Below are 25,317 nucleotides of genomic sequence, written 5' to 3' on the forward strand. Positions count from 1 at the left end.
CGCTATACATTCAGAAACCAGAATAAGTGAAGCAAAAAATGTATGATTTGCCGAACGGCCGCTGATGTGGGCGGGTTTGACGCAGACAAAAAACGCCCCGGGGGTTGCCCGGGGCGTTTTGAAAGTCATCAGACAGGGATTACTTTGCCGAAACCTTCTCGGGTTTGGCCATCCATTCTTTGCCGCGCAGCATCGCCTTCCAATAGACCGGCGGCAGGATCTGTTCCTTGAGGATCCAGGCCTTGCGGGTTGGGCGTGTGCCATCCAGGATCCACTTGGGAAAGCTGGGCAACAGCGTCCCGCCATAGCCGAATTCCGCCAGAACGATCTTGCCGCGTTCAACGGTCAGCGGGCACGAGCCATAGCCGTTGTACATCGCGGTGGGCGAAATGCCCTTGATATCGTCGACGATGTTTTCGGCCACGATCGGCGCCTGCATCCGCGCCGCGGCGGCGGTCTTGGCGTTCGGCGCGTTCATCACGTCACCCAGCGACCAGATGTTGTCGTAATACTTGTGGCGCAGCGTGCTTTGGTCGACATCGACCCAGCCCGCGGCATCGGCCAGCGGCGACACCCGGATGAAATCGGGGGCGACTTGCGGCGGCACCACGTGGATCATGTCGAAGTCGACGGTCACCTCTGTCGCCTCTGTATCGGGCTTGGCGACCTTGAAAGTCGCGGTCTTGCCCGGACCGTCGATGGCGATCAGGTTGTGGAAGAAGTTCAGCGTCGCATCGTATTTCTTGACGTATTCTTCCAGCGCCGGGACATAGTCCTTGACCCCGAACAGAACGCCACCGGCATTCATGAACTGGATGTCCACATTCTTCAGGCGGCCAACCTTCGACCAGTAGTCGCCCGACAGATACATCGCCTTTTGCGGCGCGCCGGCGCATTTGATCGGCATCGGCGGCTGGGTGAAGATCGCGTTGCCCGACTTCAGCCCCTTGACCAGTTCCCAGGTATAGGGCGCGAGGTCATAGCGATAGTTGGAGGTAACGCCGTTCTTGCCGAGCGTCTGCACCAGCCCGTCGACCTTGCCCCAGTCAAGCTTCAGCCCCGGGCAAACCACCAGGCGGTCGTATTTCACCACGCGGCAACCGTCCAGGATCACGGCATTGTTCTGCGGTTCGAACGCGGCAACAGCGGATTTGATCCAGTGCACACCCTTGGGGATCAGGCTGCCCATGGTGCGGGCGGTGCTTTGCGGTTCGAACACGCCAGCGCCAACCATGGTCCAGCCCGGCTGGTAGTAGTGGATGTCGGCAGGGTCCAGAACGGCAATGTCGAGGTCAGGCTTGCGCGACTTCAGGCTGGCCGCAACAGAGATGCCCGCCGCGCCGCCGCCAACGATAACCACGTCAAATTTCGCGTCGCCAGTGTCCGTGGGAGTCTTGCCGCCATTGACGATGCGGCGTACGACGCCCGCCATGTCATAGCCCGCGTTCTTGGCTGCGGTCAGGATTTCCGCCGGTGCCATGGTCGACGCCTGGCTGAGCGACCACAAAGTGGCCGAACGGGTGCCGGTGCGGCAATAGGCCAGAATCGGGCCGGGCAGTTCCCGGAGCGCCTTGCCGAAATCTTCGGCATCGCTGTCCTGCACCTTGCCCGAGACAACCGGCAGATAGCGCGCTTCGAGCCCGACTGCACGGGCCGCGGCGGCCATTTCTTCAAAGGTGGGTTGGTCTGCGCCTTCACCGTCGGGCCGGTTACAGATGATTGCCCGGTATCCTTGCGACGCCAGTTCGGCCAGCTCTTCGGGCTGGATCTGCGGGGCGACAGAGATATCGGGAGAAATTGGCTTGATGTCCATGCGCATTTCCTCCTCGCGTGGTATGGCTGGGGCTTATACATTCGAAAAGACGAATGACTAACCCCTATTTTCGTGGCACGGTGTCACAGGATACTAGGCAGCGAAACCTTGCCCCGTTGTCTTGCGAAAGGTTGAACTGCGCCCGCGTTCGCGGCAAGTAGGAAACGTATCTTCCCGTCCGGATCACCCTTATGCCCGTCGCCAAGCTTTATCATGTTCCGCTGTCACCGTTCTGCCGCAAGGTGCGGCTGAGCCTGGCGGAGAAAAAGATCGACTGCGAACTGATCGAGGAACGGTATTGGGAGATGGGCGCGGATTTCCTGCGACGCAACCCGGCGGCCAAGGTGCCGGTGCTGAAACTGGACGACCTTGTCCTGTCCGAAAGCGCCGCGATCTGCGAGTACCTGGAAGAGGCGTTTCCCGAACCCTCATTGATGCCCCGCAGCGCCGAGGCGCGCTATGAGGTGCGCCGGCTGGTGGGCTGGTTCGACGACAAGTTCCACAACGAGGTCACGTCGAAACTGCTGTATGAGCGGGTCAACAAGAAGATCATAGGCAAGGGCTTTCCCGACAGCGGCAACGTGAAATCCGGCGCACGGGCGATCAAGTATCACCTGGACTACATGGCCTGGCTGCTGGAACACCGCCGCTGGCTTGCCGGTGACGTGATGACGCTGGCCGATTTCGCCGCCGCCGCGCATCTGTCGTCGCTCGACTATATCTCGGACGTGGACTGGAACCGGTCGGACGTGGTCAAGGACTGGTACGCGAAAATCAAGTCCCGCCCGGCGTTCCGCAGCATCCTGGCCGACCAGATCCCCGGGTTCCGGCCGCCGGCGCACTATGCCGACCTGGATTTCTGATCCCGGCCGGGCGGAGGGGGCCAGCCCCCTCTGGCAGCAAGCTGCCATTCACCCCCGGGATATTTTCCGGCAAGATGATGCAGGGCGCGGATTTGTCTGATCTGAAGGACAGGCTGGTGGCACGGGCGTTGGACGAGGGGTTTTCCGCCTGCCGGATTTGCCGGCCCGGCGATCTGCCCGAGGTACCGGCACGGCTGGAGGCTTTCCTGGCCGAGGGCTATCATGGCCGGATGGGCTGGATGGCGGAGCGGGTGGCCTGGCGGGCGGACCCGTCGGCATTGTGGCCCGAGGCGCGATCGGTGATCGTTCTGGCCGAGAATTACGGGCCGTCGCACGACCCCTTGCACGTGTTGCAACGGCCTGATCGGGCGGCGATTTCCGTCTATGCGCAGAACCGCGATTACCACGACGTGGTCAAGAAGCGGCTGAAGCGGCTGGCGCGCTGGCTGATTGCCGAGGCGGGTGGCGCGGTGAAGGTGTTCGTCGATACCGCGCCGGTGGCCGAAAAGCCGTTGGGGCAGGCGGCGGGGCTGGGTTGGCAGGGCAAGCACACCAACCTTGTCAGCCGCGAGCTGGGCAGCTGGTTTTTCATCGGGTCGGTCTTCTCCACGCTGGAGCTGCCGGTGGATGCGCCCGGGCGCGACCATTGCGGCCGGTGCACCGCGTGCCAGGACATTTGTCCGACCGCGGCCTTTCCCGCGCCTTACCGGCTGGATGCGCGGCGTTGCATTTCCTATCTGACGATCGAACATCACGGGCCCGTGGATCCGGCGTTGCGGCCATTGCTGGGAAACCGGATCTATGGCTGTGACGATTGTCTTGCAGTCTGTCCGTGGAACAAGTTCGCGCAGGTGGCGCAGGAGGCGAAGTACCACGCGCGCGACGACTTGCTGGCGCCGCGGCTGGCAGAGCTTGCCGCGCTGGACGATGCCGCATTCCGGGCGAAGTTTTCCGGCAGCCCGGTCAAGCGGATCGGGCGGGACCGGTTCGTGCGCAACGTGCTTTATGCCATTGGCAATTCGCGGGACGCCACGTTGCTGCCGGTGGCGCGGAACCTGACCGCCGATCCCGATGCGACGGTGGCGGATGCGGCGCGTTGGGCGGTGGAACGGCTGTTACAGGTCGCAAACGGGCGGGACGCGGGCTGATTGCGCTGCGATCCGAAGGGCAGGCAAGAAGAGGACGCGACGCATGGCAATCCTGTTGGGTGTGGATACCGGTGGCACCTATACCGACGCGGTGCTGATCCGCGACGAGGCCGAAGTTCTGGCCAGCGCCAAGTCCCTGACCACGCGGCACGATCTGGCCGACGGGATCACCGCCGCAGTGCGCGCGGTGCTGGACCAGGCCGGGGTCGCGCCGGACCAGATCGCCATGGCGTCGCTGTCCACCACGCTGGCCACCAACGCCCTGGTCGAGGGGCACGGCCAGCGCGTCGGGCTGGTGTTCATCGGCTTTGCCGAGAAAGACCTGGACAGCCACGGGTTGTCGCGCGCGCTGGCGGGCGATCCGGTGATCGTGCTGGACGGCGGTCACAGCCATGCCGGGGCCGAGGTCGCGCCGCTGGACCTGGACAGGTTGGCGGACTGGGCGCGGGCGCAGCCGGTGTCGGCCTTTGCCGTCGCGGCGCAATTCGCCACCCGCAACCCCGCGCACGAGGTCGCGGCGCGCGAAACCCTGCGCCGGGTGACCGGGCGGCCTGTCACCTGTTCGCACGAACTGTCGGCCAGGCTGGGCGGGCCGAAACGGGCGCTGACCGCCGTGCTGAACGCGCGGTTGATCGGGTTGACCCACCGGCTGATCGGCCGGGCGGATGACGGGCTGCGCGCCATGGGGATCGACGCGCCGCTGATGGTGGTGCGGGGCGATGGCGCCTTGATGTCGGCGGCGCAGGCGATGGAGCGGCCGATCGAAACCATCCTCTCTGGTCCCGCCGCGTCTATCGTGGGGGCGCGCTGGCTGACCGGGGCGGACGAGGCGCTGGTGTCCGACATTGGCGGCACCACGACGGACATTGCGCTGCTGCGCGACGGGCGGCCCGCGATCGACCCCGCCGGGGCGCGGGTCGGTGGCTGGCGGACGATGGTCGAAGCGGTGGCGATGCGCACCCACGGACTGGGCGGGGACAGCGTGGTGGTGCCGGTGACCGAAGGTTTGCAGGGCGGTGTCACGCTGGGCCCGCGCCGGGTATTGCCGGTGTCGCTGGTGGCGCAGACCGCGCCCGACGCGGTGATCCCGGCACTGGAGGAGCAACTGGCGCGCCCCGCGCCGTCCGAACACGATGGGCAGTTCGCGTTGCGGGTTCAGGGGCAGGACAGCGCCGGTCTGGCAGAGCGCGACCAGGCCGTTCTGGACCGGCTAGGCGACGCCCCTGTACCGGTGGGCAAGCTGCTGCGCACCCGGTTGGAAGGGCAGGCTCTGACCCGGCTGGTGGATCGCGGGCTGGTGCAGGTGTCGGGTGTTACGCCCACAGACGCGGCGCATGTGCTGGGCCGGCTGGCAGACTGGAACATCGAGGCGGCGGAGCTGGCGTTGCGGCTGATGGCGCGGCGGCGGGTCGGCCATGGCGGAATGCTGGCGCCCGATCCACAGGCACTTGGGCAGATGATCATTGACCAGCTGACCCGTCAAACCGCGCTGGCCCTGCTGCAAAGCGCCTTTGCCGAAGACGGCTGGGACGAAGACCCCGACACGCTGTCGCGGCATCCGTTGTTGCAGCGGGCGCTGTCCGGATACAGCGGGCTTTTGACCCTGAACGCCGCGCTTGCGGTGCCGGTGATCGGGCTGGGGGCGTCTGCCGGGTGCTACTATCCCGCGGTGGGCAACGCCTTGAACGCGCAGATGATCTTGCCGCGCCACGCCGAGGTCGCCAATGCGATCGGCGCTGTCGTCGGGCGCATCACCGTGCGCCGCAGCGGCACCGTCACCGCGCCGTCCGAAGGCCGGTTTCGTGTGCATCTGGCCGCCGGGCCAGAAGATTTCGGCGCGTTGGAGGAGGCCCTGACCTGCCTGCAAACCGCGCTGGAATGCGACGCGCGGGCCGAGGCAGAGGCGGCGGGTGCGGCGGGGATCGCCTGTGCGGTCACCCGCGATGTGCGCCTTGTCCAGATCGAATCGCGCGAGGTTTTTGTCGAGGCAGAGCTGACCGTCGAAGCCTCGGGCCGGGCGCGGGTCGCGGATTAAGGGTACAGCTTGGCGAGGGGGTTGCAACAAGGCTTTGCTTTGTCACGCATCGCGCCATCTTATGTTCATGGGAACCACACCGGAGGGTAACATGACCCGCTACAAAAAGGATCCAGACGCCATTTCCGCGCTGACACCGGAACAATACCGCATCACGCAGGAAAGCGGCACGGAACGACCCGGTACAGGCGAATACCTGCACAACAAGGAACCGGGCATCTATGTCGACGTGGTCAGCGGAGAGCCGCTGTTTGCCTCGTCGGACAAGTATGAATCGGGATGTGGATGGCCCAGCTTTACCAAGCCGATCGCGCCGTCGCACATTCACGAACTGCGTGACCTGAGCCACGGCATGATCCGGACCGAGGTGCGCAGCACCCATGGCGACAGCCACCTTGGCCACGTCTTTCCCGATGGGCCGATGGATCGGGGTGGGCTAAGGTATTGTATCAACTCGGCTTCCTTGCGGTTCATCCACCGCGATGAGATGGAGGCCGAAGGCTATGGCGACTATATCGACCAAGTGGAGGATATCTGATGAGCCTTGAACGCGCCGTTCTGGCGGGGGGGTGTTTCTGGGGCATGCAGGACCTGATCCGCAAGCTGCCGGGGGTGTCGAAGACCCGCGTCGGCTATACCGGCGGGGACGTGCCCAACGCCACCTATCGCAACCACGGCACCCATGCCGAAGGGATCGAGATCTGGTTTGACCCGGACAAGATCACCTATCGCCGGTTGCTGGAATTTTTCTTTCAGATTCATGACCCTACTACAGTCAATCGGCAAGGCAACGACCTTGGGATGAGCTATCGCTCGGCGATCTATTTCGTCGACGAAGCGCAGAAACAGGTGGCCGAAGACACGATCGCGGATGTGAACGCATCGGGGTTGTGGCCGGGTCGCGTGGTGACCGAGGTCGAACCGGTGGGCGATTTCTGGGAAGCGGAGCCGGAGCATCAAGATTACCTGGAGCGGATCCCCAACGGTTATACCTGCCACTTCCCGCGCCCCGACTGGGTGCTGCCGAAGCGCGACGCCGCGGAATAGGCGCAGCCCTGCGAATCGGGGGTTAACGGGCTGGATTTGCCGGGTTTTCCCCTTGGCACACCCCATGCACACAGGATGCACATTCCATGCGCATCGGTGTGCGGGGTGACCCCGGTAACACGGCGCACGGCGCTGGCCCAACGGGTCGCAACAGACAGACAAAAGCCCGGGACCCTGTCCGGGGCTTTGATGGTCCTGGCGTGCTGCCTTACATGTTCGGGTAGTTCGGGCCGTCGCCGCCCTGCGGGACCGTCCAGTTGATGTTCTGGCTGGGGTCCTTGATGTCACAGGTCTTGCAGTGCACGCAGTTCTGGAAGTTGATGACGAATTCCTTCGCCCCGTCCTTTTCCACCACTTCGTAGACACCCGCCGGGCAATAGCGCTGCGCCGGTTCGTCGAACCTGGGCAGGTTGACCGCCACCGGCACCGAGGCATCCTTGAGATGCAGGTGGCAGGGCTGGCTTTCCTCGTGGTTGGTAAAACTGAAGGACACGTTGGTCAGGCGATCAAAGCTGATCTTGCCGTCGGGCTTGGGATAGTCGATCGGCTTGAACTTCGACGCCTCGCCGGTTGCGGCGGCGTCAGTCTTGCCATGGCCCATGGTGCCGAACAGCGAGAACCCCCAGGTGTTGGTCCACATGTCCAGCCCGCCCAGCGCGAGGCTGGGAAGCATGCCCCACTTGGACCACATCGGCTTGACGTTGCGGACCTTCTTCAGGTCCTTGCCGATGGCGCCTTCGCGCACCTCGGTTTCATACGCGGTCAGCTCGTCGCCCGAACGGTCGGCCTTGATCGCGTCGAAGGCGGCCTCTGCCGCGGCCTTGCCGGACAGCATGGCGTTGTGGTTGCCCTTGATGCGCGGCACGTTGACCATGCCGACGGAACAGCCGAGCAACGCCACGCCCGGCGCCACCATCTTGGGCATCGACTGGTACCCGCCTTCGGAAATGGCCCGCGCACCGTAGGCGACGCGCTTGCCGCCTTCCAGAAGCTCCTTGACCATCGGGTGGTGCTTGAAGCGCTGGAATTCCATGTAGGGATAGAGGTGCGGGTTTTCATAGTTCAGGTGCACCACGAAACCGACGTACACCTGGTTGTTGTCCAGGTGATAGATGAACGAGCCACCGCCGGCGTTGCCGCCCAGAGGCCAGCCCATGGTGTGGGTCACGGTGCCTTCGCGGTGCTTGGCCGGGTCGATTTCCCAGATCTCTTTCATGCCGATGCCGAATTTCTGCGGGCAATGGCCCTTCGACAGGTCGTATTTGGCGATCACTTCCTTGGCGAGCGAGCCGCGCACGCCTTCGGACAGGAAGACGTATTTGCCATGCAGTTCCATCCCGGGTTCGGTGTTGGGACCATACGAGCCATCGGGTTCGAGCCCGAAGACACCGGCGACGACGCCCTTGACCTCTCCGTTCTCGCCATAGACGAGTTCGGAACAGGACATGCCCGGGAAGATTTCAACGCCCAGCTCTTCGGCCTGTTCGGCCATCCAGCGGCAGACGTTGCCCATCGACACGATGTAATTGCCGTGGTTGTTCATCAGCGGCGGCATCGGCCAGTTCGGAATGCGGATGCCCCCGGCCTCTCCCAGCATGTAGAAATTGTCTTCCTTCACCGGGACATTGAGCGGCGCGCCCTTTTCCTTCCAGTCGGGGATCAGCGCATCAAGGCCGCAGGGGTCCAGCACCGCACCCGACAGGATATGCGCGCCGACCTCGGAGCCTTTTTCCAGAACGACGACGTTCAGATCGGCATCCAGCTGTTTCAGACGGATCGCGGCCGACAGGCCCGCAGGACCTGCGCCGACGATGACCACATCGTATTCCATCGCTTCGCGTTCAATGTCGCTCATGGCCGTTCCTTCCCAGAAATGCGCAACAATCTTTCGCGACTGACTAACGCGGCGGCGCAGCATTGGTCAATTGCGACACGGCGTTACAAAGTGCGATTCCGACAGAGTGACCCGAAAAGTTCCGAATTTTCACGACAACTGCCCGGACGGGGACGCAAGACCGCAGTCTTGCACGCCTTGCGCGCGCGGCGAACCCCCAAAACCCGGCGGCAAGCCCCTTGCCAAAACCGGTAGCTTTGGTTCAGGAAGGGGTAACCACCCGGCAGGGACGGCCCGACAGGCGCCGTCCCCTTTTGCAATGAGGGCAAGAAAAATGGAAAAGATCCCGATGACCCGCGCGGGTTTTGTCGCGCTTGAGGCTGAACTGAAAAAGCTCAAGTCCGTTGAGCGCCCTGCCGTCATCCAGGCGATTGCCGAGGCGCGCGAACTGGGCGACCTGAAGGAAAACGCCGAATACCATTCGGCGCGCGAAAAGCAGGGCTTTATCGAAGGCCGCATCAAGGAACTGGAAGGCACGCTGTCGCTGGCCGAAGTCATCGACCCGACCAAGCTGTCCGGCGCGATCAAGTTCGGCGCGACCGTGACCATGGTCGACGAAGACACCGACGAGGAAAAGACCTGGCAGATCGTCGGCGAAACCGAGGCCAATGTCGAACAGGGCAAATTGAACATCAAATCGCCCCTGGCCCGCGCCTTGATCGGAAAAGAGGAAGGCGACAGCGTCGAAGTGCGCACGCCGGGTGGCGAAAAGTCCTACGAAGTGCTTAAGATCGAATACATCTGATCGAGAGCGCCCCATGGCCGAAAAGCCCGACGCCCAACCGCCGCAGCTTGGCATTTATGACCGGCCGGAAAACTCCGGACTGACCGGGCTGGAGATTGCGGCCATCGTGTTCAGCCTGCTGTGGCTGGGGCTGGCGGGCTACTACATGTTTGCCGGGGACGTGGCCGACGGTGCCGGGATGCAGTTCATCATGAACCTGATGGTCGTTGTGCTGCCCATCGCGATGATCTGGGTTGCCGCCACCGCCGCCCGCGCCAGCCGCGTCATGCGCGAGGAAAGCGCACGGTTGCAGGTCGCGATCGAAGCGATCCGCAAGTCCTATGTGACCCAGTCGCAGCGCGGCGCGGGCGACGGCTATCCGACGATTTCCAAGAAACTGGACGAAATCGCCGCCGCGCAGAAAAAGGCGGAAACCACGCTGGCGATGTTCAGTTCGACCCGGACGGCGTTTCCCACCGCCGCGCCGCGCCCGGAAAACACCGCCGCCCCCGGCGACGACGATCAGCAGATGCTGGCACTGGGCACGACGGTCGAGGACATCACACCACCGTTGCCGGTCAAGGAATTCATCCGCGCGCTGAATTTCCCCGAAACCACCGAAGACGAGGAAGGCTTTGCCGCGCTGCGCCGGGCGTTGAAACACCGCCAGACCGGGCAACTGGTGCAGGCCAGCCAGGACGTGCTGACCCTGTTGAGCCAGGACGGTATCTATATGGATGATCTGCGCCCCGATCTGGCCCGGCCCGAGATCTGGCGCAAGTTCGCCAAGGGTGAACGCGGCCGCACGGTTGCCGCGCTGGGCGGGATTCGAGACCGGTCGTCGCTGGCGCTGACCGCCGCGCGGATGAAACAGGACCCGATCTTTCGCGACGCGGCGCATCATTTTCTGCGGGTCTTCGACAAGAGCTTTGTCGGGTTCGAGGAAAACGCCAGTGACACGGAGCTGTCGGAGTTCGCCAACACCCGCACCGCCCGCGCCTTCATGCTGCTGGGGCGTGTGGCGGGCACGTTCGACTGATCCCGTCTGGACCTTCGCGCCAAAGCGGATAGCCTTGGGTCGATTGATTTGGGACGCCGGGCCGGCATGGAATCGGACTACATCATCATCGGGGGCGGGATCGTCGGGCTGTCGGTCGGCTGGGGCCTGCTGCGGCGGGGCCTGTCGGTTACGGTGCTGGACGGCGGCGACGGCAGCTTTCGCGCCAGCCGGGGGAATTTCGGGCTGGTCTGGGTGCAGGGCAAGGGCCTGAAGCAGCCGCGCTATGCCCGTTGGTCGCAAGGATCCGCCGCCGCCTGGGCCGGGTTTGCCGCCGAATTGCAGGACGGCGCCGGGATTGATCTGCACCTGGAACAACGCGGCGGGCTGGACCTGCATTTTTCCGAAGACACGCTGGACGCGACCGTGGCCCAGTTCAGCGCGCTGAAAGAACAACTGGGCGGCGATTACCCGTTCGAGGTGCTGGGCAACAACGCCCTGCGGAAAGAGGAACCCGCGATCGGCCCCAAGTTGGCCGGGGCGATCCTGCACCATCAGGACGGTCAGGCGAACCCGCTGAAACTGCTGCGGTCCCTTGCGTCGGACGTGCGGCGGCGCGGCGGGCGCGTGGTGACCGGCGTAAAGGTGACCGAGGTCGACAAGACCGACCTGTTCCGGGTGATCTGTGATACCGGGGCAGAGTACCAGTCGCGCAAGATCGTGCTGGCCGCCGGTCTGGGTGCCGCGGCGCTGGGGCCGAAGCTGGGTTTCCGCGCGCCCGTGCGGCCGCAGCGCGGCCAGGTCCTGATCACCGAGAAACTGCCGCCAACGCTGCGCTTGCCGTCGCTGATCGCGCGACAGGTGGATGAAGGTGGGATCCAGATCGGTGCCACCAACGAAGAGGTTGGATATGATGATCACACCACGCCCGAGGGGCTGGCCCGGCTGGCATCCGAGGCCGTGGCCGCCTATCCCGTTCTGGGCCGGGCGCAGCTGGTGCGCAGCTGGGGCGCGCTGCGGATCATGACGCCCGACGGGCTGCCGATCTATCAGCACAGCGCCACGATGCCCGGCGCGTCGCTGGTCACCTGCCATTCCGGCATCACCCTGGCCGCGGCGCATGCGCTGTTCCTGCCCGACTGGCTGGAAGGCACGGATGCGTCCCCCGATCTGGAGGTTTTTGGTGAAGCCCGTTTTTCGTGACCTGACGCCCGACCGGCCACGCGTGACCATCAGGTTCGGCGGGCAGGCCCTGTCGGTGCCCGAAGGCGAAACGCTGGCGGCCGCGCTGCTGCTGGCCGGGATCGAGGCGTTCCGCGACACGCCCGCGACGGGCCGCCCGCGCGGGCCGTTCTGCATGATGGGCGCGTGCTATGACTGCCTTGTGCAGATCGACGGGGTGACACGACAGGCCTGCATGACCGAGGTGTCCGAGGGGCTGGAGGTGCACCGCGTGCCGCGCCCGGGGGATGCCGATGACTGACCTGCTGATCCTTGGCGCAGGCCCCGCCGGGATGGCGGCGTCGGCGCGCGCCGCCGGGCTGGGCCTGTCGGTGGTGCTGATCGACGAACAGCCGCGCGCGGGCGGGCAGATCTACCGCGAGGTCGACCGGGTCTCTGGCCCGCGCGGGGCGATCCTTGGGGCGGATTACCTGCGCGGGCGGGCGCTGACCGGCGCGCTGGCGCATCCACGGATCACGCATCTCGGGGGGGCCACGGTCTGGCAGGTCGGCGCGGGGCCAGAGGTGTTCTTGACCCGCAACGGACAGGCGGAACGGATCGCCGGCCAGCGCCTGCTGATCGCCACCGGCGCGCTGGAGCGGCCGATGCCCGTGCCGGGCTGGACCCTGCCGGGGGTGATGACGACGGGCGCCGCGCAGATCCTGCTGAAACGGTCGGGGCTGGTGGCGGAACGGGCGGTTCTGGCGGGCAGTGGTCCGCTGCTTTACCTTGTCGCGGCGCAGATGGTGCGGGCGGGAACGCCGCCGCTGGCACTGGTCGAAACGCAGCGGATGGGTGACTTGCTGGCGGCGCAAGGGCACCTGACGGGGGCGCTGCGCGGGATCCGGGATCTGGCAAAAGGGCTGGGGCTGCTGGCTGATCTGCGCCGCGCTGGGGTGCGGAGGTTCACCGGGGTGCGGGACATGGCGGTGCTGGGGGACACGCGGACCGAGGGCATCGCGTTCACCACCGCCAAGGGCCCGCAGCAGATCGCCTGCGATACGGTTCTGCTGCATCATGGCGTGGTGCCGAACACGCAGATCCCCCGGTCGATCGAGGCCGATCATGCCTGGTCGGATCACCAGAGGTGCTTTGCCCCTGTCACCGATGCCTGGGGCGAAACCACTGTGGCCGGCGTGTTTGTCGCGGGGGACGGCGGTGGCATCCTTGGCGCGCAGGCGGCAGAGCTTTCGGGGCAGCTGGCGGCGTTGCAGGTGGCCTGCACCTTGGGGGCCATCACGACCGGCGACCGCGATCTGGCGGCGCGTCCCCTGCGCCGGGCCCTGGCACGCCAGCGGGCATTCCGTCGGTTCCTTGACCGGGCTTATCCGCCCTATTCGGGCGGCCTGGCACCGAAGGATGACACCGTTGTCTGCCGCTGCGAAGAGATCACCGCCGGGCAGGTGCGCGCGGCCGCCGCGCGGGGCGCGATGGGGCCGAACCAGTGCAAGGCGTTCCTGCGCGTCGGCATGGGGCCATGCCAGGGGCGGTATTGCGGGGCGACGATCACCGAACTGCTGGCCAGCGCCCATCGGCAAACGCCGGACCAGACCGGCGCTTTCCGCATCCGGCCACCGATCAAGCCCGTGACATTGGGCGAAATCGCCGCCATGGTCGCGGCAAGCGATACGGAGGCAGAGACATGATCGAACGGATGGAAACCGGCACGCGGATGAGCAAGATCGTCAAGCACAATGGCGTGGCCTATCTGTGCGGGCAGGTCGGCAATGGCGACACGGTGACCGAACAGACCAGGGATTGCCTGTCGCGGGTCGAGGCGCTGCTGGAACAGGCCGGATCGTCGCCCGACCGTATGCTGCAAGCGATCATCTGGCTGGCCGATATGGCCGATTTCGCCGAGATGAACGCCGTCTGGGACGCCTGGGTGCCTGCGGGGCACGCCCCTGCCCGCGCCTGCGGCGAGGCGAAACTGGCGCGCGACACGCTGAGGGTGGAAATCATCGTCACCGCGGCCTGCGACTGATTTCAGACCCTATTGCACGATGAAATCGGCATGAAGCGCACCGGCCGCCTTGATGCTTTTGAGGATGTCGATCATGTCGCGCGGCGCGACGCCAAGCGCGTTCAACCCGGCGATGACTTCTGACAATGTCGTGCCTGCAGGCACCTCTGCCAGGCTGATGCCGGGGTCTTCCTGCAACTGGGCATTGGTGCGCGGCACGACGATGGTTTCCCCTTCGGCAAAGGGGTTGGGTTGCACGACCATCGGCGTTTCCTCGATCCGCAGGGTCAGGTTGCCCTGTGACACCGCCACGCGCGAAATCCGCACGTCTTCGCCCATGACGATGGTGCCGGACCGCTGATCGACCACCACGGTCGCGCGCCGCTGCGGCGTGACCACAAGGTTTTCGATCCGCACCATCAGGTGCGCGGGCGACCGCGCGCCGGTTGTACCGATGTCAATCGACACCGTCCCCGCGTCCTCCATCAGGGCGGCGCGCTTGCCCAGTGCGCGGTTGATCGCGGTTTCGATCCGGGCCGCCGTCGTGAAATCGGGTTCGCGCAGCGCCAGCCGCATGACACCCAGATCGGCAAAGGCGAAATCCACCTCTCGTTCCACCGTGGCGCCCGAAGGGATCGCGCCGGACGTAGGCACCCCCTGCACCGTCTGCGCCCCGTCGCCTTCGACCTGCGCACCGCCCGCGATGATCGTGCCCTGCGCCACGGCGTAGATCTGCCCGTCGGCGGCGTTCAGCGGGGTCATGATCAGCGTCCCGCCCAACAGGCTTTTGGCGTCACCGATGGCCGAAACGGTCACGTCCACCTTGCTGCCCGCACGGGCAAAGGGCGGCAGATCGGCAGTGACGATCACGGCGGCAACGTTCTTGGGCCGGAACTGTTCACCGGTCACGTTCACACCCAACCGTTCCAGGATGTTGGTCATGATCTCTTCGGTGAAGGGGGCGTTGCGCAGCCCGTCACCGGTGCCGTTCAGCCCCACGACCAGCCCGTAGCCCAGAAGTGCGTTGTCGCGCACGCCATCGAATTCGACCAGGTCCTTGATCCGGATCGACTGTGCCCAAAGCGGCGGGGCCAGCGCCAGAAGCGCCAGCAGAAGGATGGTGAAAACCCGTGTCATCGCAGGAAATCCACCAGCGACAGGCGGCTGTTGCGCGCGGTCACGGTGTACAGCGTTTCAAGCTGCGACTGCACCAGTTCCAGCCGCGTGGCGGTGTCATACGGATCCGCGGCAAGCAGGTCGTTGCGCCCGATCCGACCCGCGCTTTCGGCGGCATCGTTGCGCTGCATCGCAAGGTCGATCTGTTCCTGGACCGAGCCGAGTTCGGCCCTGAGCGCGGTGAATTCGCCCTGCACGGTCAACAGCCCCTCCCCCGCCCCGGTCAGCATGTCGGCCTGCATCTGGCTGTCCACCGACAGTCCCGCCCCGCTGGCCAGTGCCGCCGTGGCAGTATGTTTCAGCATGTCGCGAAAGGCCTGGTCGTCCGCCCGGAAGTCAAAGCCAACGCTGGCGGTGTCGTTCAGGCGCAGGGGCTGACGGCTGTCCGCGGCACCCTGGTAGGCCAGCGTTTCAAAGCCACCGCCAGAGGTGTTGAACCAATCGTCCAGTCGCGCCGCGATGTCGGGCATCGTGGCCGCCCCCGCCAGATGCGTTGCCAACGCCGCCAGGATATCGTCGGCGCTGGCCATCGCCGGGCTGCCGGTGGCGGCGCCCGCGAACAGGCTTTGCCCGGCCTGCTGTGCGTTCAGGCCGGAGACCAGCCCGGCAAAGACCTGCCGCGCCTTGTCGGCCAGCGACGCGCGCGCAACCGGCGAGGTGGACAGTTCCACCTGCAAGGTGTCAGCACCCAGCGCGGCGGTCGCGGTCTGCATGTCGCCCATCACGCGCTGGGCGGCGTCGGCGATCAGCTTCGCCTCGGTGTTCGACAGCTTGTAGGCTTGCAATCGCGACAGACTGCTTTGTACCCCGGTCAGGTGGGTCAGCGCGCCGGACAGCTGCGCGGCGGGGTCGGCTTTCTGGCCGGTGGTGACCTCTTCGCTCAGGCGGGCGAGTTCGGTCTTGATGCGGGTCTGGTAGGACCGCATCACCAGCGAATTGGCAAGGTCCCCGATCTGAAGCATGGCGTTCCCCCTTAGGTATCAGATTTGCAGCAGTTGCTGCATCAGGTCGTCCAGCACGCGGATCACCTGCGCATTGGCGGCATAGTTCTGTTCGATCTTCAGCAAGAGCTGCATTTCGTGATCGGTATCGACGCCTTCGGCCAGTTCCTGTTCCTGCAGCGCCAGCTGCTGACCGCGGGCAAAGGCCAGATCGCGTTCAGCGCTGATACGGGCATCGGCGATGCCGGTGACAAGGTCGGAAAAATGGCCAAAGGCATCCTGGGTGATGCCGCCCAGCGCCGTGGCCGTGGGCGCGGTGACCGTGGACAGAGCGTCGCGATAGCCGTTCAGCAGGCCCGCATCGCCAACGGTTCCGGGTGTTGACGCACCCAGACCATCGCGCAGTTTCCAGACGGTCTGCGCCCCGGGCGCGACGGCCGCGTTCAGGGTCAGCCGCCCGGCAAGGCCGGTCAGATCGGCAGCGGTGACCGCGGCGCCGTTGTCGGTAAAGATCCCGGGGTCGCCCGGGATCAGCGTGCTGTCGGGGCCGCCGGCGCCAAGGCGTTGGGCCAGGTCCAGCGCCAGCCCGTCCAGCTTGGCCTGGAAACCGACCGTTTCCTGATCGCGGATCTGGAAGGCCGCGGCCAGCGTCCCGCCGCCGGTGCGGCCATCGGGCCCCGTTGCAACCGGTTCACCGTTCATCAACAGGCCCGACAACAGCCCGTTGGCCTGCGTCATGTGCGGGGCGATTTCATTGGCGCGGGTAAAGGCAAACTGCGCGGGCGAGCCTTCCAGCAGAACCGCCCCGCCAGTCGAGAAAATCGCCACCTCGCCCCTGTCGCGGGCGACAACGCGGATCGACAGCATTTCGCCCACCGAGTCGATTTCCAGCTGGCGCTGGTCGACGTAGACGGAATTGTCCTGCCCGGCGTTTTCCATCTGGGAAATCCGCGTGTTCAGATCCGCGATCCGTTCCAGCGCGCCGTTCAGGCGGCTGACCTGCGCCGCGATGGACGCTTCGGCGTCGCGGCGGCTGGATTGCACGCTGTTGGTCAGATCGTTCAGCCGGCCGCTGATCGCCAGGGCCGAGCGCGACACCTGGGTCAGACGCAGGGTCGCGGATGGATCGGCGGCGGCGGAAATCAGGCTTGCGTCGAAAGCGTCGAGCAACCCCGTGAGCGAGGTTTCATCCAGAGGCGAGCCGACCAGCATCTCCAGTTTCTGCGCGTTGCCGGCCAGTACGGCCTGACCTTCGGCCTGGGCGTCAGCCAGGCGCCGTTCGGCCAGAAGCACCGGGTCGCTGTGCCGGATCACCCCCGACACCTGTACGCCTCCATGGGTGGCGACATTGTCGGATTGGGTGACCAGTTCGCGCCGCCCATAGCCGGGTGTCAGCGCGTTGGCGATGTTGTCGGACACAAGGCTTGCCGCGCGGGCATTGGCACTGATGCCGCTCATCGCGTTGGAAAGGGCGCCGGACAGGCTCATGGTAGCCTCCTATGCTGGCTCAGCGCTTGATATTGGTGGTTTCCTGCAACATCTCATCCACGGTCTGGATCACCTTGGCGTTGGACGAATAGGCGCGCTGGGTCTGGATCATGTCGGTCAGTTCGCTGGCCACATCTGTTGCCGATTCTTCCAGTGCGAAGGCGACAATGTCGCCGGTCGGGCCATCACCCGCGTTCCACAGGAAATAGCTGCCGCTTTCGGGCGACGGCATGTAGGTCTGCTTGTCCAGCGCGACCATGCCGTTGGGATTGGGCAGATCGACCAGCGGTACCTGATAGATCGGGCGGGTGATGCCGGTGTCGAAGAAGGCCACGACAACGCCGGCCTCGTCGACCTCGACCGAGGTCATGTTGCCGACGGGCGACCCGTCCTTGGAGATGTTCAGCGGCGCAAAGCTGTCGGACAACTGGGTGAGCCCGTCGCTTTCGCCCGGCTGACCGATGTTCAGCTCGATCGGGCCGCCCAGCACGTCAACCGTCAGCGTGCCGGTCAACGCGTCATAGGCGCCGCCGGTCACGGTGGTGATACCGGACAGCGTACCGCCGCTGGCGCGGGAGTTGTCGAATTCCAGATCATATTGGCCAATGATCACACCGGGCTGCGCGGTGTCTTCGATCAGCATGGTCCACTGGTTCGACGTCCCGGTTGCGGGGACGGTGGGGGTAAAGGTGATCTGAAGGTTTTCCGACCGGCCAAGGTTGTCGTAATATTCGACCGAAAGCTCCTGCGGGTCGCCGGAGGCACCGGCATAGGTATCCGTCGCGGGCAGGTTTACGCCCAACGTCATATGCGTGGTGGGTTCGCCGGAAAACTGGTTCACATTGATCTTGACCGGTTCCAGCCCGTCGCTGGTGTCGCGCGGATAGGTCGGCACGGTGCCATCGGCCTGCGCCGGCCAGCCCAGCAGCATCAGCCCGGATTCGGTGCGCAGATAGCCGCTGGCGTCGGTGCGGAAAGACCCGGTGGTGGTCAGGAACATCTGCGGGTGGCCATTGCCGCTTTCAACCTCTGTCACCTTGGCGACGGGCAGGAAACCGCGGCCCCGCACCGCCAGATCGGTGGCATTGGTGGTGGCGACCAAAGACCCGCTTTGATCGATCAGGCGATGGGTGTTCGCCCGCACACCACCGGCGGCATAGACCCCCCCGCGCGACGCCATCACCATCGACTGAAAATCGGTTTCGACCCGCTTGTAGCCATTGGTGGCCGAGTTCGCGATATTGTCGGAAATCGCCGCCAGTCGGGTTGCGTTGGACGCAAGGCCCGCGACGCCCGCGTTGAGGGAGGAGGAAATGGTCATGACACGCCTTTCTGCTGCACCGGAAACCAGCAGAAGACATACGCGCGCTGTCTTAACGGGCCGCTAACGGCTAAAATTGTGCAGAGTTCGCGGCCCGGATCGTCAGGGCCGCAGAAAAACCACCTCCAGCCGGTTGTTGCGTTCGGACATGGGGTTGGCACTGACCGGTTCGCGGTCGGCATGGGCGGTGGTGCGATCAAACCGCGCTTCGTCCAGACCGGCGCCGGTCAGCAGGTCGCGCAGGACACCGGCACGGGTCGCGGAATCGGTCCAGACCGGGTTTTCGCTGCGCACCAGCGGGACCGAGCGTGTGTGCGCATCGACCGCTATCTGGTTTTCGACCGCATTTGCCGCCGCGGCAATTCCGCGGGCCAGCGCCTGCAACAACGGCGTCGTCCGGTTGCCATCGGTAAACAGCGGCGCGTCGGGCAGGTCGAAGATTTCTATGGTCACGCCTTCGTCGGTCAAGCGCAGTTCGACATGGCGCAAATCGTTTTCTTCCAGCACGGATTCCCCGCCGCGGCCCAACAGCGCCTCTTCGAGCTTGGCCATGTCGGCCTTTCCGGCACCGCTGTCGGGCGCGGTGATCGCCCCGCGCGCGGCCACGTCGCGCGTCGGGTGCAGACTGGTCGCGCCGGTGCCGACCTTGGGCAGGGTGTTTTCCGAGAACACCGACGTCCCGCCAAGACTGCCATCACCGCCGCCAGATACGCGGTTCACCGCAATCGTCGGGCTGAAATAATCCGCTATCCCCTTGCGCTGTTTTTCCGTTGTCGCGTTCAACAGCCACATCAGCATGAAAAAAGCCATCATCGCGGTAACGAAATCCGCATAGGCAACTTTCCAGGCACCGCCATGATGCCCGTCGCCCGCAACGACCTTTTTCTTCTTGATGATGACCGGCGCAACATTGCTGCCGCCCTTCATCCCACACACCTTGAATTACGCCCCGTGGACAGAAATAGCCGCGGGGCCGTTAAAGCCGGCTTAACACTTAAAACTGTTCGGTTAAGTTACAGGTCAAAAGGGCGGCAAGGTCTTGCCCGAAATCCACAGTCGGCACGGACTCTTGCCCGAGGCGATGGACAGGCCCGGGTTCATCGCGTAGCAAACATCAAGCACCAAGCACGCGTTCTGACAGGAAATCATTCATGCCAGCCATTTCATCGCATCGCAGCGGGTTGAAGCGAACCGTCGCCGCGCTGGCCTGTACCCTTGCCGCGGGCACCGCCGCGGCGCAGGACCGCATCACCAGCTTTGGCCTGTACGGCGCGCCCGGCCTGATGGATACGCCGACCGCCGAAATGGCACCTGACGCGACCTTGTCCACGACCTTTGCGCGGATCCACGACTCCACCCGTGTCACGCTGAGTTTTCAGCTGACACCGCGGATTTCCGGTAGCTTCCGCTATGCCGCGCTGGAAAACTTCAGCAACCCGGGCAGCATCGGCGGCGTCTATTACGACCGCAGCTTCGACCTGCGCTATCAGTTGCTGACCGAGGGCCGCTATCGCCCCGCGGTCACCATCGGTCTTCAGGACTTTGCCGGCACCGGGCTGTACAGCAGCGAATACCTTGTCGCGACCAAGACGATTGCGCCGGGGCTGAAGCTGACCGGTGGTCTTGGCTGGGGGCGGCTGGGCTCGTCCAATGCGTTTGCAACCACCGGCACCCGTCCGACCACGACGCTGGGCAAGGGGGGTATCCCGTCCTACAACCAGTGGTTCCGGGGGGACGTGTCAGCCTTTGGCGGCATCAGCTATGCGCCGAACGACCGGCTGCGGCTGAAAGCGGAATATTCGCTCGACGCCTATGTGGACGAGGTTGCCGGCAGCAGCTTCAAGCGCAAGAGCCCTTGGAACTACGGTCTGGATTACACGTTCAAGAGCGGTCATCAGCTGTCGCTTTACCATGCGTATGGCGACACCTTCGGGGTTTCGATGACCTTCTTTACCCGGCTCAAGGAATCGCCGATCCCGGGCAGCACCGATTCCGCACCGCTGCCGGTGAAGCCGCGCAGCGCGGCGCAACGCGCCGATCTGGGATGGACCGCGGACAGCACGATTTCCAACAAGGCCTATGGCAGCCTGTCGGCGTCGCTGGCCAAGGAAGGTATCGCGCTGGAAGGCATGGACCTGGACGGCCGGTCGGCCACGGTGCGGGTGCGCAACATCCGCTACGGGATGACGCCGCAGGCCATCGGTCGCACCGCCCGCGCGATGACCCGCAGCCTGCCTGGCTCGGTCGAGAATTTCACCATCGTCCCGGTCGTCAGCGGAATGGCCTTGTCGGCGGTGGAAATGCGCCGGTCCGATGTCGAGGCGCTGGAAAACGAAGCGGCGGCGGAAATGCTGGCCAAGACCCGGATCGTCGACGGCTTTGGCCGCGCGCCCGAGGTCACGCCGGGGATTTACCCGCGCTTTACCTGGTCGCTTGGTCCGGATCTGAATTTCAGTATCTTCGACCCCAACAGCCCGATCCGCGCAAACCTGAACATGCGGGTTCAGGCGGCTTATGAACTGTCGCCCAACCTTGTGTTGGAAGGCGCGGTTTCCAAGCGCGTCACCGGCAACCTTTACAAGGTCAGCACGCCGCCGGCCGTCGCCCCGACCCTGCCGCCGGTCCGCACCGACTATGCCAAGTATGCCAACGAAGGCGACCCGGCGATCGACAGCCTGACGCTGTCCTATTATGGCCGCCCCGGTCCGAACCTGTTCAGCCGGGTTTCGGTCGGCTACCTTGAAATGATGTATGCCGGCGTTTCCACCGAAGTGCTGTGGAAACCGGTCGACAGCCGCCTGGGACTGGGGGTCGAGCTGAACTATGTCAAGAAGCGCGATTTCGACCAGATGTTTGGCCTGCAAAGCTATGATGCGGTCACCGGATATGCCTCGGCCTATTACGACTTTGGCAACGGGTTCCACGGGCAACTGGATGTCGGTCGCTACCTTGCCGGCGACTATGGTGCCACGATCTCGCTTGACCGGGAGTTCGGTAATGGCTGGCGCGTTGGTGCCTATGCCACTTTCACCGACGCCTCGGCCGAGGATTTCGGCGAAGGCTCGTTCGACAAGGGGCTGCGCTTTACCATCCCGCTGTCTTGGCCTTCGGGCAAATCGACCCGTGGTGCCTCGAAGATCACGCTGCAGTCGCTCAATCGCGACGGCGGTTCGCGGCTGGAGCTGAACAATCGGCTGTACGATCGCGTGCGCGAATACCACGAGCCGCAAATGACCAACACCTGGGGAAGGTTCTGGCGATGAAATCCAGTCGACTGATGCAGGCCATCGCGGCTGCCGCGATGCTGGGCCTTCTGGCCGGGTGCGGCAACGATCCTTCCGCAAACGAAGGTGTGAAGCTTCTGCGTGGGGCCATCCAGGGCAACAACGCCCGCAAGGAAGGCGCCCCGGCGCTGACCCAGGACCAACTGGCCGGCGCGTTGCAGCAGACAGGGGCGTCGATCGCTGTGATGACGATCGAGGACAGTAAGACACAGACACTGCTGGCGCAGATCGAAACCAACGGTGCCTATCGCACCTATGCCAACTCTTCACGCCAAAGCGCCACGCTGCGCAACGGGATCATCACCGCGACCCGAGGCCTGGGCGGCGACGTGATGTCCTCGGAGACAGACAGCCTTGTGCGCCATATCGCGTCCAGGTTGGACGGCACCGTGCCATACACCCTGCGGTTTCTGGATGGCGAGGAAGCCATCACAGAAATGACCTATGTCTGCACCGTCACGCGCGGGGAAATGACCGCCGTCGCCTTTGGCGAGATCTCGGCCAATGGTCGGGTGATGCGGATGACATGCAGCGGCACCGACCTGCCCCGGCTTGACAACTTCTTTGTCGTCGAGGGCGATGGAACGGTTGTCGCATCGCACCAGTGGGTGGGCGAGGTGACGGGTTACGTCACGCTTCAGCACGCCCGCCGTTAATGTAGTGGAATGCGGCGGACTACCGTCGCCACCATCAGGCGGATATCGCTGCACAATGTCCGGCGCCGGGCATAGATCAGATCCAGCCGGGCCTTGCGTGGCACACAGCGGCGGCAATAGACCTCTTCGGTTTCGTCCGCTGTCTTGCAGGCCGCCAGAAGTCGTTCTTCTGTCCGGTGATAGGCGAGCGTCGCCATGCCGGTGACGCCCGGGCGGCTTTTCAGCACATCGGCATAGAGGTCCGGGAACTTGTCGGTGTAGCGGCGCAGTGGCGGGCGCGGGCCGACAAAGCTGATGTCGCCGCGCAGGATGTTCCAGAACTGCGGCAGTTCATCCAGCCGGTAACGGCGCAATGTGGTGCCGGTGCGGGTGATGCGTGTGGCCTTGTCGCCGCCCGATACGCCACGGTCGCCGGGGTCGGGCCGCATGGTGCGGAACTTCCACAGCGTAAACCCCTGGTCAGGTGTCTTCATCCGTTCCGACAGATACAGCACCGGTCGCCCGTCCAGGATCAGGATCGCCAGCGCCACGCCGACGATGAGCGGCAACAGCAGGATGCCAAAGACCAGCGCCACAGTGAAATCGAAAAACCGCTTGCCAAGTGTCATCTGTCCCATCCTCCGGCCTTGACGTCGCGGGCGATCCACGCCGCCTCTGCGCTTTGCGGCGGCAGCGGGCAGATCGCCTGCAACCGCGTTGTATCCAGAACCACCCGCTGAACCGCCGTATCGGGTGCATCGCACCAGATCACCTCCCAGCCCATCGCGCGGGCCAGCGCCTCCATCGTCGTGGGGGCGGGTGCCGCCACGTTCAGCACATCGGGCAGGCTGTCTGGCGTGACATGGCACAGCGTCGCCAGAACGCGCGCCAGATCACCCGGCGCGATATAGCTGCGCAGCGGCCCCTGCCCGTCGTCAAACCGATCCAGCCTGATCTGGCCCCCGGCACGACCGGCCGCAAACAGGCTTTCGGCGCCGGCCACATTGCCGATGCGCAAACACACCGAGCGCGGCCCTGACGCGCTGCTCATTGCGGCAATCACCTGTTCCATGTGCAGCTTGGCCCGGCCGTAATCGTTCTGCGGATCGGGATGAAGATCTTCGCTCAAGGGATTGGAAACGGGGCGATATACCGCCTGCGACGAGCAGTGGATGATACACGCAGACCCCAAGATATCGGCCAGCCGGACCGCTGCGGAACCAAGTCTTGCGTTATCGTCAAGGATTTTTTCAGGTCCGGGCGTTACACCCCACAACGCCAGCACCACATCTGCGCGCAGCCCGACAGGCAAATTTCCGCCCGGCTGCCAGATCACGGCCCCGTCGCGGACCGGGCCGTCACGAAAAACAGGAATTAATTCAACGGGCTGGTCCGAAACCCCCGGCATCAGTTGCAGGGCCATACGCCCCAGTTTCCCGCTGGCACCCAGCACCAGCACCCGCTTTGCCTGCGTTTTTCCTGCCACGTCTTCCCATCCTGCGCCGCCGTTACGCCTTGCCCATCCCACTAGCACTATGACAATAGGTGGTGAAACGACGAATAGTCACGCCCTTGCCACTGGGCGTGCGTTGTGGGGGAACCGAATTGCGACAGTTCATTCGAGCGGTCTGCGCCATTCTGATCCTTGTGTCGGTTTCCGCCTGTTCCCTGCCACGCGGCGCGGCGATCCAGACGGAAATCACCAAGGAAGCCACGTCTGAAAACCCGAGTTTTCAGGTGGTTCAGGTAACGCGCGAAAATATTCCGAACATTCAGTCCTGGCCCGCAACAGGCCCTGGTCGCCATTACAACTGGATCAACCGTACGGCGGCCCCGTCATCCTCGGTGATCCGGACCGGCGACCGGATCAACCTGACGATCTGGGACAGCCAACCCAATTCGCTGATTACCGGGCTGGAACAGAAATCGGTTGAGATGAGAGGGATCGAGGTCGACCCCAGCGGCGCGATCTTCGTGCCTTATGTCGACGAGGTGTTCGTCCGCGGGTTGACCCCCGCCACTGCCCGCGCCCGCATTCAAGAACGCCTGGAACCGGTGGTGCCGTCGGCACAGGTGCAGTTGACGCTGCAACACGGGCAGGACAATTCGGTTGATCTGGTCAGCGGCGTGGCCAAGCCCGGCACCTATCCGATGCCGTCGCGGGATTATACCATCCTCAGCCTGATTTCCGCCGGCGGCGGGATTTCCCACACCCTGCGCAACCCGGTCGTGCGGCTGATCCGCGGCGGCTCGACCTATGAAATCACGGCCGAGGAACTGCTGGCGTCGGCATCGAAGAACACGGTGTTGCGCGGCAATGACAAGATCGTGGTGGAAGAGGACAAACGGTCCTTCACCGCGCTGGGGGCATCGGGCAAGGAAAGCCTGATCTATTTCCCCAAGGAACGGGTCAGCGCGTTGGAAGCGGTTTCGCTGATGGGTGGTCTGGCCGACACCCGCGCCGATCCCAAGGGCGTTCTGGTGCTGCGCGAATATGGCCGCAAGCAGGTGTCCAGAACCGGCAAGGGCCCCGAGCACGAGCAGGTGGTCTTTACTATGGACCTGACATCGGCGGACGGGCTGTTTGCCGCGCGGAAATTCGACATCAACCCCGGTGATACGGTTCTGGCGACAGAATCCCCGATCACCTCGGTGCGCACCGTATTCGGCCTGATCGGCTCGATGCTGGGCCTGTCGGCACAGGTCAACAACCTGTAACTTCGGTCGCGGCCCCGACGGGCCGCGACCCGCCCGGACAGTCTGTTTT

At 64.6% G+C, this 25,317-nt stretch carries 23 protein-coding genes; 14 read left to right on the plus strand and 9 right to left on the minus strand.

Annotated elements, in window-relative coordinates:
- Positions 1-139 precede the first annotated feature (139 nt).
- Positions 140-1,813, minus strand: a complete 1,674-nt coding sequence (locus VK792_RS08240) for a bifunctional protein tyrosine phosphatase family protein/NAD(P)/FAD-dependent oxidoreductase (protein WP_326296986.1) — start codon at positions 1,811-1,813, stop codon at positions 140-142.
- 191 nt (positions 1,814-2,004) lie between these two features.
- On the opposite strand from VK792_RS08240, the gene fzlA reads away from it, so the two are divergent.
- The 5 genes from fzlA (at position 2,005) to msrA (ending at position 6,906) form a co-directional block, all read left to right on the plus strand.
- On the plus strand, positions 2,005-2,676 hold the full coding sequence (gene fzlA, locus VK792_RS08245; protein ID WP_326296987.1) for an FtsZ-binding protein FzlA: 672 nt from the start codon (positions 2,005-2,007) through the stop codon (positions 2,674-2,676).
- Positions 2,677-2,768: 92 nt separating this feature from the next.
- Positions 2,769-3,824, plus strand: coding sequence for a tRNA epoxyqueuosine(34) reductase QueG (gene queG / locus VK792_RS08250; RefSeq protein WP_326296988.1), 1,056 nt, complete (start codon positions 2,769-2,771; stop codon positions 3,822-3,824).
- 43 nt (positions 3,825-3,867) lie between these two features.
- Complete coding sequence (locus tag VK792_RS08255; protein ID WP_326296989.1) at positions 3,868-5,859, plus strand: hydantoinase/oxoprolinase family protein; 1,992 nt, start codon at positions 3,868-3,870, stop codon at positions 5,857-5,859.
- A gap of 91 nt (positions 5,860-5,950) precedes the next feature.
- Positions 5,951-6,397 carry a peptide-methionine (R)-S-oxide reductase MsrB gene (gene msrB, locus VK792_RS08260; protein ID WP_326296990.1) on the plus strand — a complete coding sequence of 149 codons (447 nt, stop codon included), beginning with the start codon at positions 5,951-5,953 and terminating at the stop codon, positions 6,395-6,397.
- Complete coding sequence (gene msrA / locus VK792_RS08265) at positions 6,397-6,906, plus strand: peptide-methionine (S)-S-oxide reductase MsrA (RefSeq protein ID WP_326296991.1); 510 nt, start codon at positions 6,397-6,399, stop codon at positions 6,904-6,906. The genes msrB and msrA overlap by 1 nt, the downstream gene beginning before the upstream one ends.
- A 208-nt stretch (positions 6,907-7,114) precedes the next feature.
- On the opposite strand, the gene VK792_RS08270 is transcribed toward msrA, so the two are convergent.
- Positions 7,115-8,761, minus strand: a complete 1,647-nt coding sequence (locus VK792_RS08270; RefSeq protein WP_326296992.1) for an electron transfer flavoprotein-ubiquinone oxidoreductase — start codon at positions 8,759-8,761, stop codon at positions 7,115-7,117.
- Positions 8,762-9,074: 313 nt separating this feature from the next.
- Between VK792_RS08270 and greA the strand changes: the two genes are divergently transcribed.
- The 6 genes from greA to VK792_RS08300 all read left to right on the plus strand — a co-directional run bounded on the left by greA (position 9,075) and on the right by VK792_RS08300 (position 13,726).
- Positions 9,075-9,545, plus strand: coding sequence for a transcription elongation factor GreA (gene greA / locus VK792_RS08275; RefSeq protein WP_326296993.1), 471 nt, complete (start codon positions 9,075-9,077; stop codon positions 9,543-9,545).
- A gap of 13 nt (positions 9,546-9,558) precedes the next feature.
- Positions 9,559-10,563, plus strand: a complete 1,005-nt coding sequence (locus tag VK792_RS08280) for a hypothetical protein (RefSeq protein ID WP_326296994.1) — start codon at positions 9,559-9,561, stop codon at positions 10,561-10,563.
- A gap of 66 nt (positions 10,564-10,629) precedes the next feature.
- Positions 10,630-11,724, plus strand: coding sequence for an NAD(P)/FAD-dependent oxidoreductase (locus tag VK792_RS08285; RefSeq protein WP_326296995.1), 1,095 nt, complete (start codon positions 10,630-10,632; stop codon positions 11,722-11,724).
- Complete coding sequence (locus VK792_RS08290; protein WP_326296996.1) at positions 11,705-12,004, plus strand: (2Fe-2S)-binding protein; 300 nt, start codon at positions 11,705-11,707, stop codon at positions 12,002-12,004. Before VK792_RS08285 ends, VK792_RS08290 begins: the two co-directional genes overlap by 20 nt.
- Positions 11,997-13,388: an FAD-dependent oxidoreductase gene (locus tag VK792_RS08295; RefSeq protein ID WP_326296997.1), complete on the plus strand. Its 1,392-nt coding sequence runs from the start codon at positions 11,997-11,999 to the stop codon at positions 13,386-13,388. The genes VK792_RS08290 and VK792_RS08295 overlap by 8 nt, the downstream gene beginning before the upstream one ends.
- Complete coding sequence (locus VK792_RS08300) at positions 13,385-13,726, plus strand: RidA family protein (protein ID WP_326296998.1); 342 nt, start codon at positions 13,385-13,387, stop codon at positions 13,724-13,726. The genes VK792_RS08295 and VK792_RS08300 overlap by 4 nt, the downstream gene beginning before the upstream one ends.
- Before the next feature lie 9 nt (positions 13,727-13,735).
- Here the strand turns inward: VK792_RS08300 and VK792_RS08305 are convergent, their stop codons facing one another.
- From VK792_RS08305 to VK792_RS08325, 5 genes are all read right to left on the minus strand, one after another.
- Complete coding sequence (locus VK792_RS08305) at positions 13,736-14,842, minus strand: flagellar basal body P-ring protein FlgI (protein ID WP_326296999.1); 1,107 nt, start codon at positions 14,840-14,842, stop codon at positions 13,736-13,738.
- On the minus strand, positions 14,839-15,843 hold the full coding sequence (locus VK792_RS08310; RefSeq protein ID WP_326297001.1) for a flagellin: 1,005 nt from the start codon (positions 15,841-15,843) through the stop codon (positions 14,839-14,841). The genes VK792_RS08305 and VK792_RS08310 overlap by 4 nt, the downstream gene beginning before the upstream one ends.
- Positions 15,844-15,861: 18 nt before the next feature.
- The gene (flgK, locus tag VK792_RS08315) at positions 15,862-17,310 is read right to left on the minus strand and encodes a flagellar hook-associated protein FlgK (RefSeq protein ID WP_326297002.1); all 1,449 of its coding nucleotides are present in this window, start codon (positions 17,308-17,310) and stop codon (positions 15,862-15,864) included.
- 19 nt (positions 17,311-17,329) lie between these two features.
- Positions 17,330-18,631, minus strand: coding sequence for a flagellar hook protein FlgE (locus VK792_RS08320; RefSeq protein WP_326297003.1), 1,302 nt, complete (start codon positions 18,629-18,631; stop codon positions 17,330-17,332).
- A 102-nt stretch (positions 18,632-18,733) separates the two neighbouring features.
- The gene (locus VK792_RS08325) at positions 18,734-19,558 is read right to left on the minus strand and encodes a flagellar motor protein MotB (RefSeq protein WP_326297004.1); all 825 of its coding nucleotides are present in this window, start codon (positions 19,556-19,558) and stop codon (positions 18,734-18,736) included.
- A 224-nt stretch (positions 19,559-19,782) separates the two neighbouring features.
- On the opposite strand from VK792_RS08325, the gene VK792_RS08330 reads away from it, so the two are divergent.
- Positions 19,783-21,894 (plus strand): YjbH domain-containing protein, encoded by a 2,112-nt coding sequence (locus VK792_RS08330; protein ID WP_326297005.1) that lies wholly within the window; start codon positions 19,783-19,785, stop codon positions 21,892-21,894.
- Positions 21,891-22,571 (plus strand): YjbF family lipoprotein, encoded by a 681-nt coding sequence (locus tag VK792_RS08335; RefSeq protein ID WP_326297006.1) that lies wholly within the window; start codon positions 21,891-21,893, stop codon positions 22,569-22,571. The genes VK792_RS08330 and VK792_RS08335 overlap by 4 nt, the downstream gene beginning before the upstream one ends.
- Here VK792_RS08335 and VK792_RS08340 read toward each other — a convergent pair.
- On the minus strand, positions 22,568-23,179 hold the full coding sequence (locus VK792_RS08340) for a sugar transferase (protein ID WP_326297007.1): 612 nt from the start codon (positions 23,177-23,179) through the stop codon (positions 22,568-22,570). The genes VK792_RS08335 and VK792_RS08340 overlap by 4 nt on opposite strands.
- Positions 23,176-23,973 (minus strand): NAD-dependent epimerase/dehydratase family protein, encoded by a 798-nt coding sequence (locus VK792_RS08345; protein ID WP_326297107.1) that lies wholly within the window; start codon positions 23,971-23,973, stop codon positions 23,176-23,178. Before VK792_RS08345 ends, VK792_RS08340 begins: the two co-directional genes overlap by 4 nt.
- Positions 23,974-24,155: 182 nt before the next feature.
- Here VK792_RS08345 and VK792_RS08350 point away from each other — a divergent pair, with 182 nt between their 5' ends.
- Positions 24,156-25,268 carry a polysaccharide biosynthesis/export family protein gene (locus tag VK792_RS08350; protein ID WP_326297008.1) on the plus strand — a complete coding sequence of 371 codons (1,113 nt, stop codon included), beginning with the start codon at positions 24,156-24,158 and terminating at the stop codon, positions 25,266-25,268.
- Positions 25,269-25,317: the final 49 nt, after the last annotated feature.

The sequence above is a fragment of the Mesobacterium hydrothermale genome, assembly GCF_035818635.1.
Classification (GTDB): domain Bacteria; phylum Pseudomonadota; class Alphaproteobacteria; order Rhodobacterales; family Rhodobacteraceae; genus Mesobacterium_A; species Mesobacterium_A hydrothermale.

Excerpts from the sequence above, each read along its gene's own strand:
- VK792_RS08240 (WP_326296986.1), bottom strand. The coding sequence starts at position 1,813 with ATGGACATCAAGCCAATTTCTCCCGATATCTCTGTCGCCCCGCAGATC.
- fzlA (WP_326296987.1), top strand. The coding sequence starts at position 2,005 with ATGCCCGTCGCCAAGCTTTATCATGTTCCGCTGTCACCGTTCTGCCGC.
- VK792_RS08255 (WP_326296989.1), top strand. The coding sequence starts at position 3,868 with ATGGCAATCCTGTTGGGTGTGGATACCGGTGGCACCTATACCGACGCG.
- msrB (WP_326296990.1), top strand. The coding sequence starts at position 5,951 with ATGACCCGCTACAAAAAGGATCCAGACGCCATTTCCGCGCTGACACCG.
- msrA (WP_326296991.1), top strand. The coding sequence starts at position 6,397 with ATGAGCCTTGAACGCGCCGTTCTGGCGGGGGGGTGTTTCTGGGGCATG.
- VK792_RS08270 (WP_326296992.1), bottom strand. The coding sequence starts at position 8,761 with ATGAGCGACATTGAACGCGAAGCGATGGAATACGATGTGGTCATCGTC.
- greA (WP_326296993.1), top strand. The coding sequence starts at position 9,075 with ATGGAAAAGATCCCGATGACCCGCGCGGGTTTTGTCGCGCTTGAGGCT.
- VK792_RS08280 (WP_326296994.1), top strand. The coding sequence starts at position 9,559 with ATGGCCGAAAAGCCCGACGCCCAACCGCCGCAGCTTGGCATTTATGAC.
- VK792_RS08285 (WP_326296995.1), top strand. The coding sequence starts at position 10,630 with ATGGAATCGGACTACATCATCATCGGGGGCGGGATCGTCGGGCTGTCG.
- VK792_RS08295 (WP_326296997.1), top strand. The coding sequence starts at position 11,997 with ATGACTGACCTGCTGATCCTTGGCGCAGGCCCCGCCGGGATGGCGGCG.
- VK792_RS08300 (WP_326296998.1), top strand. The coding sequence starts at position 13,385 with ATGATCGAACGGATGGAAACCGGCACGCGGATGAGCAAGATCGTCAAG.
- VK792_RS08305 (WP_326296999.1), bottom strand. The coding sequence starts at position 14,842 with ATGACACGGGTTTTCACCATCCTTCTGCTGGCGCTTCTGGCGCTGGCC.
- VK792_RS08310 (WP_326297001.1), bottom strand. The coding sequence starts at position 15,843 with ATGCTTCAGATCGGGGACCTTGCCAATTCGCTGGTGATGCGGTCCTAC.
- flgK (WP_326297002.1), bottom strand. The coding sequence starts at position 17,310 with ATGAGCCTGTCCGGCGCCCTTTCCAACGCGATGAGCGGCATCAGTGCC.
- VK792_RS08320 (WP_326297003.1), bottom strand. The coding sequence starts at position 18,631 with ATGACCATTTCCTCCTCCCTCAACGCGGGCGTCGCGGGCCTTGCGTCC.
- VK792_RS08325 (WP_326297004.1), bottom strand. The coding sequence starts at position 19,558 with ATGAAGGGCGGCAGCAATGTTGCGCCGGTCATCATCAAGAAGAAAAAG.
- VK792_RS08330 (WP_326297005.1), top strand. The coding sequence starts at position 19,783 with ATGCCAGCCATTTCATCGCATCGCAGCGGGTTGAAGCGAACCGTCGCC.
- VK792_RS08335 (WP_326297006.1), top strand. The coding sequence starts at position 21,891 with ATGAAATCCAGTCGACTGATGCAGGCCATCGCGGCTGCCGCGATGCTG.
- VK792_RS08340 (WP_326297007.1), bottom strand. The coding sequence starts at position 23,179 with ATGACACTTGGCAAGCGGTTTTTCGATTTCACTGTGGCGCTGGTCTTT.
- VK792_RS08345 (WP_326297107.1), bottom strand. The coding sequence starts at position 23,973 with ATGGCCCTGCAACTGATGCCGGGGGTTTCGGACCAGCCCGTTGAATTA.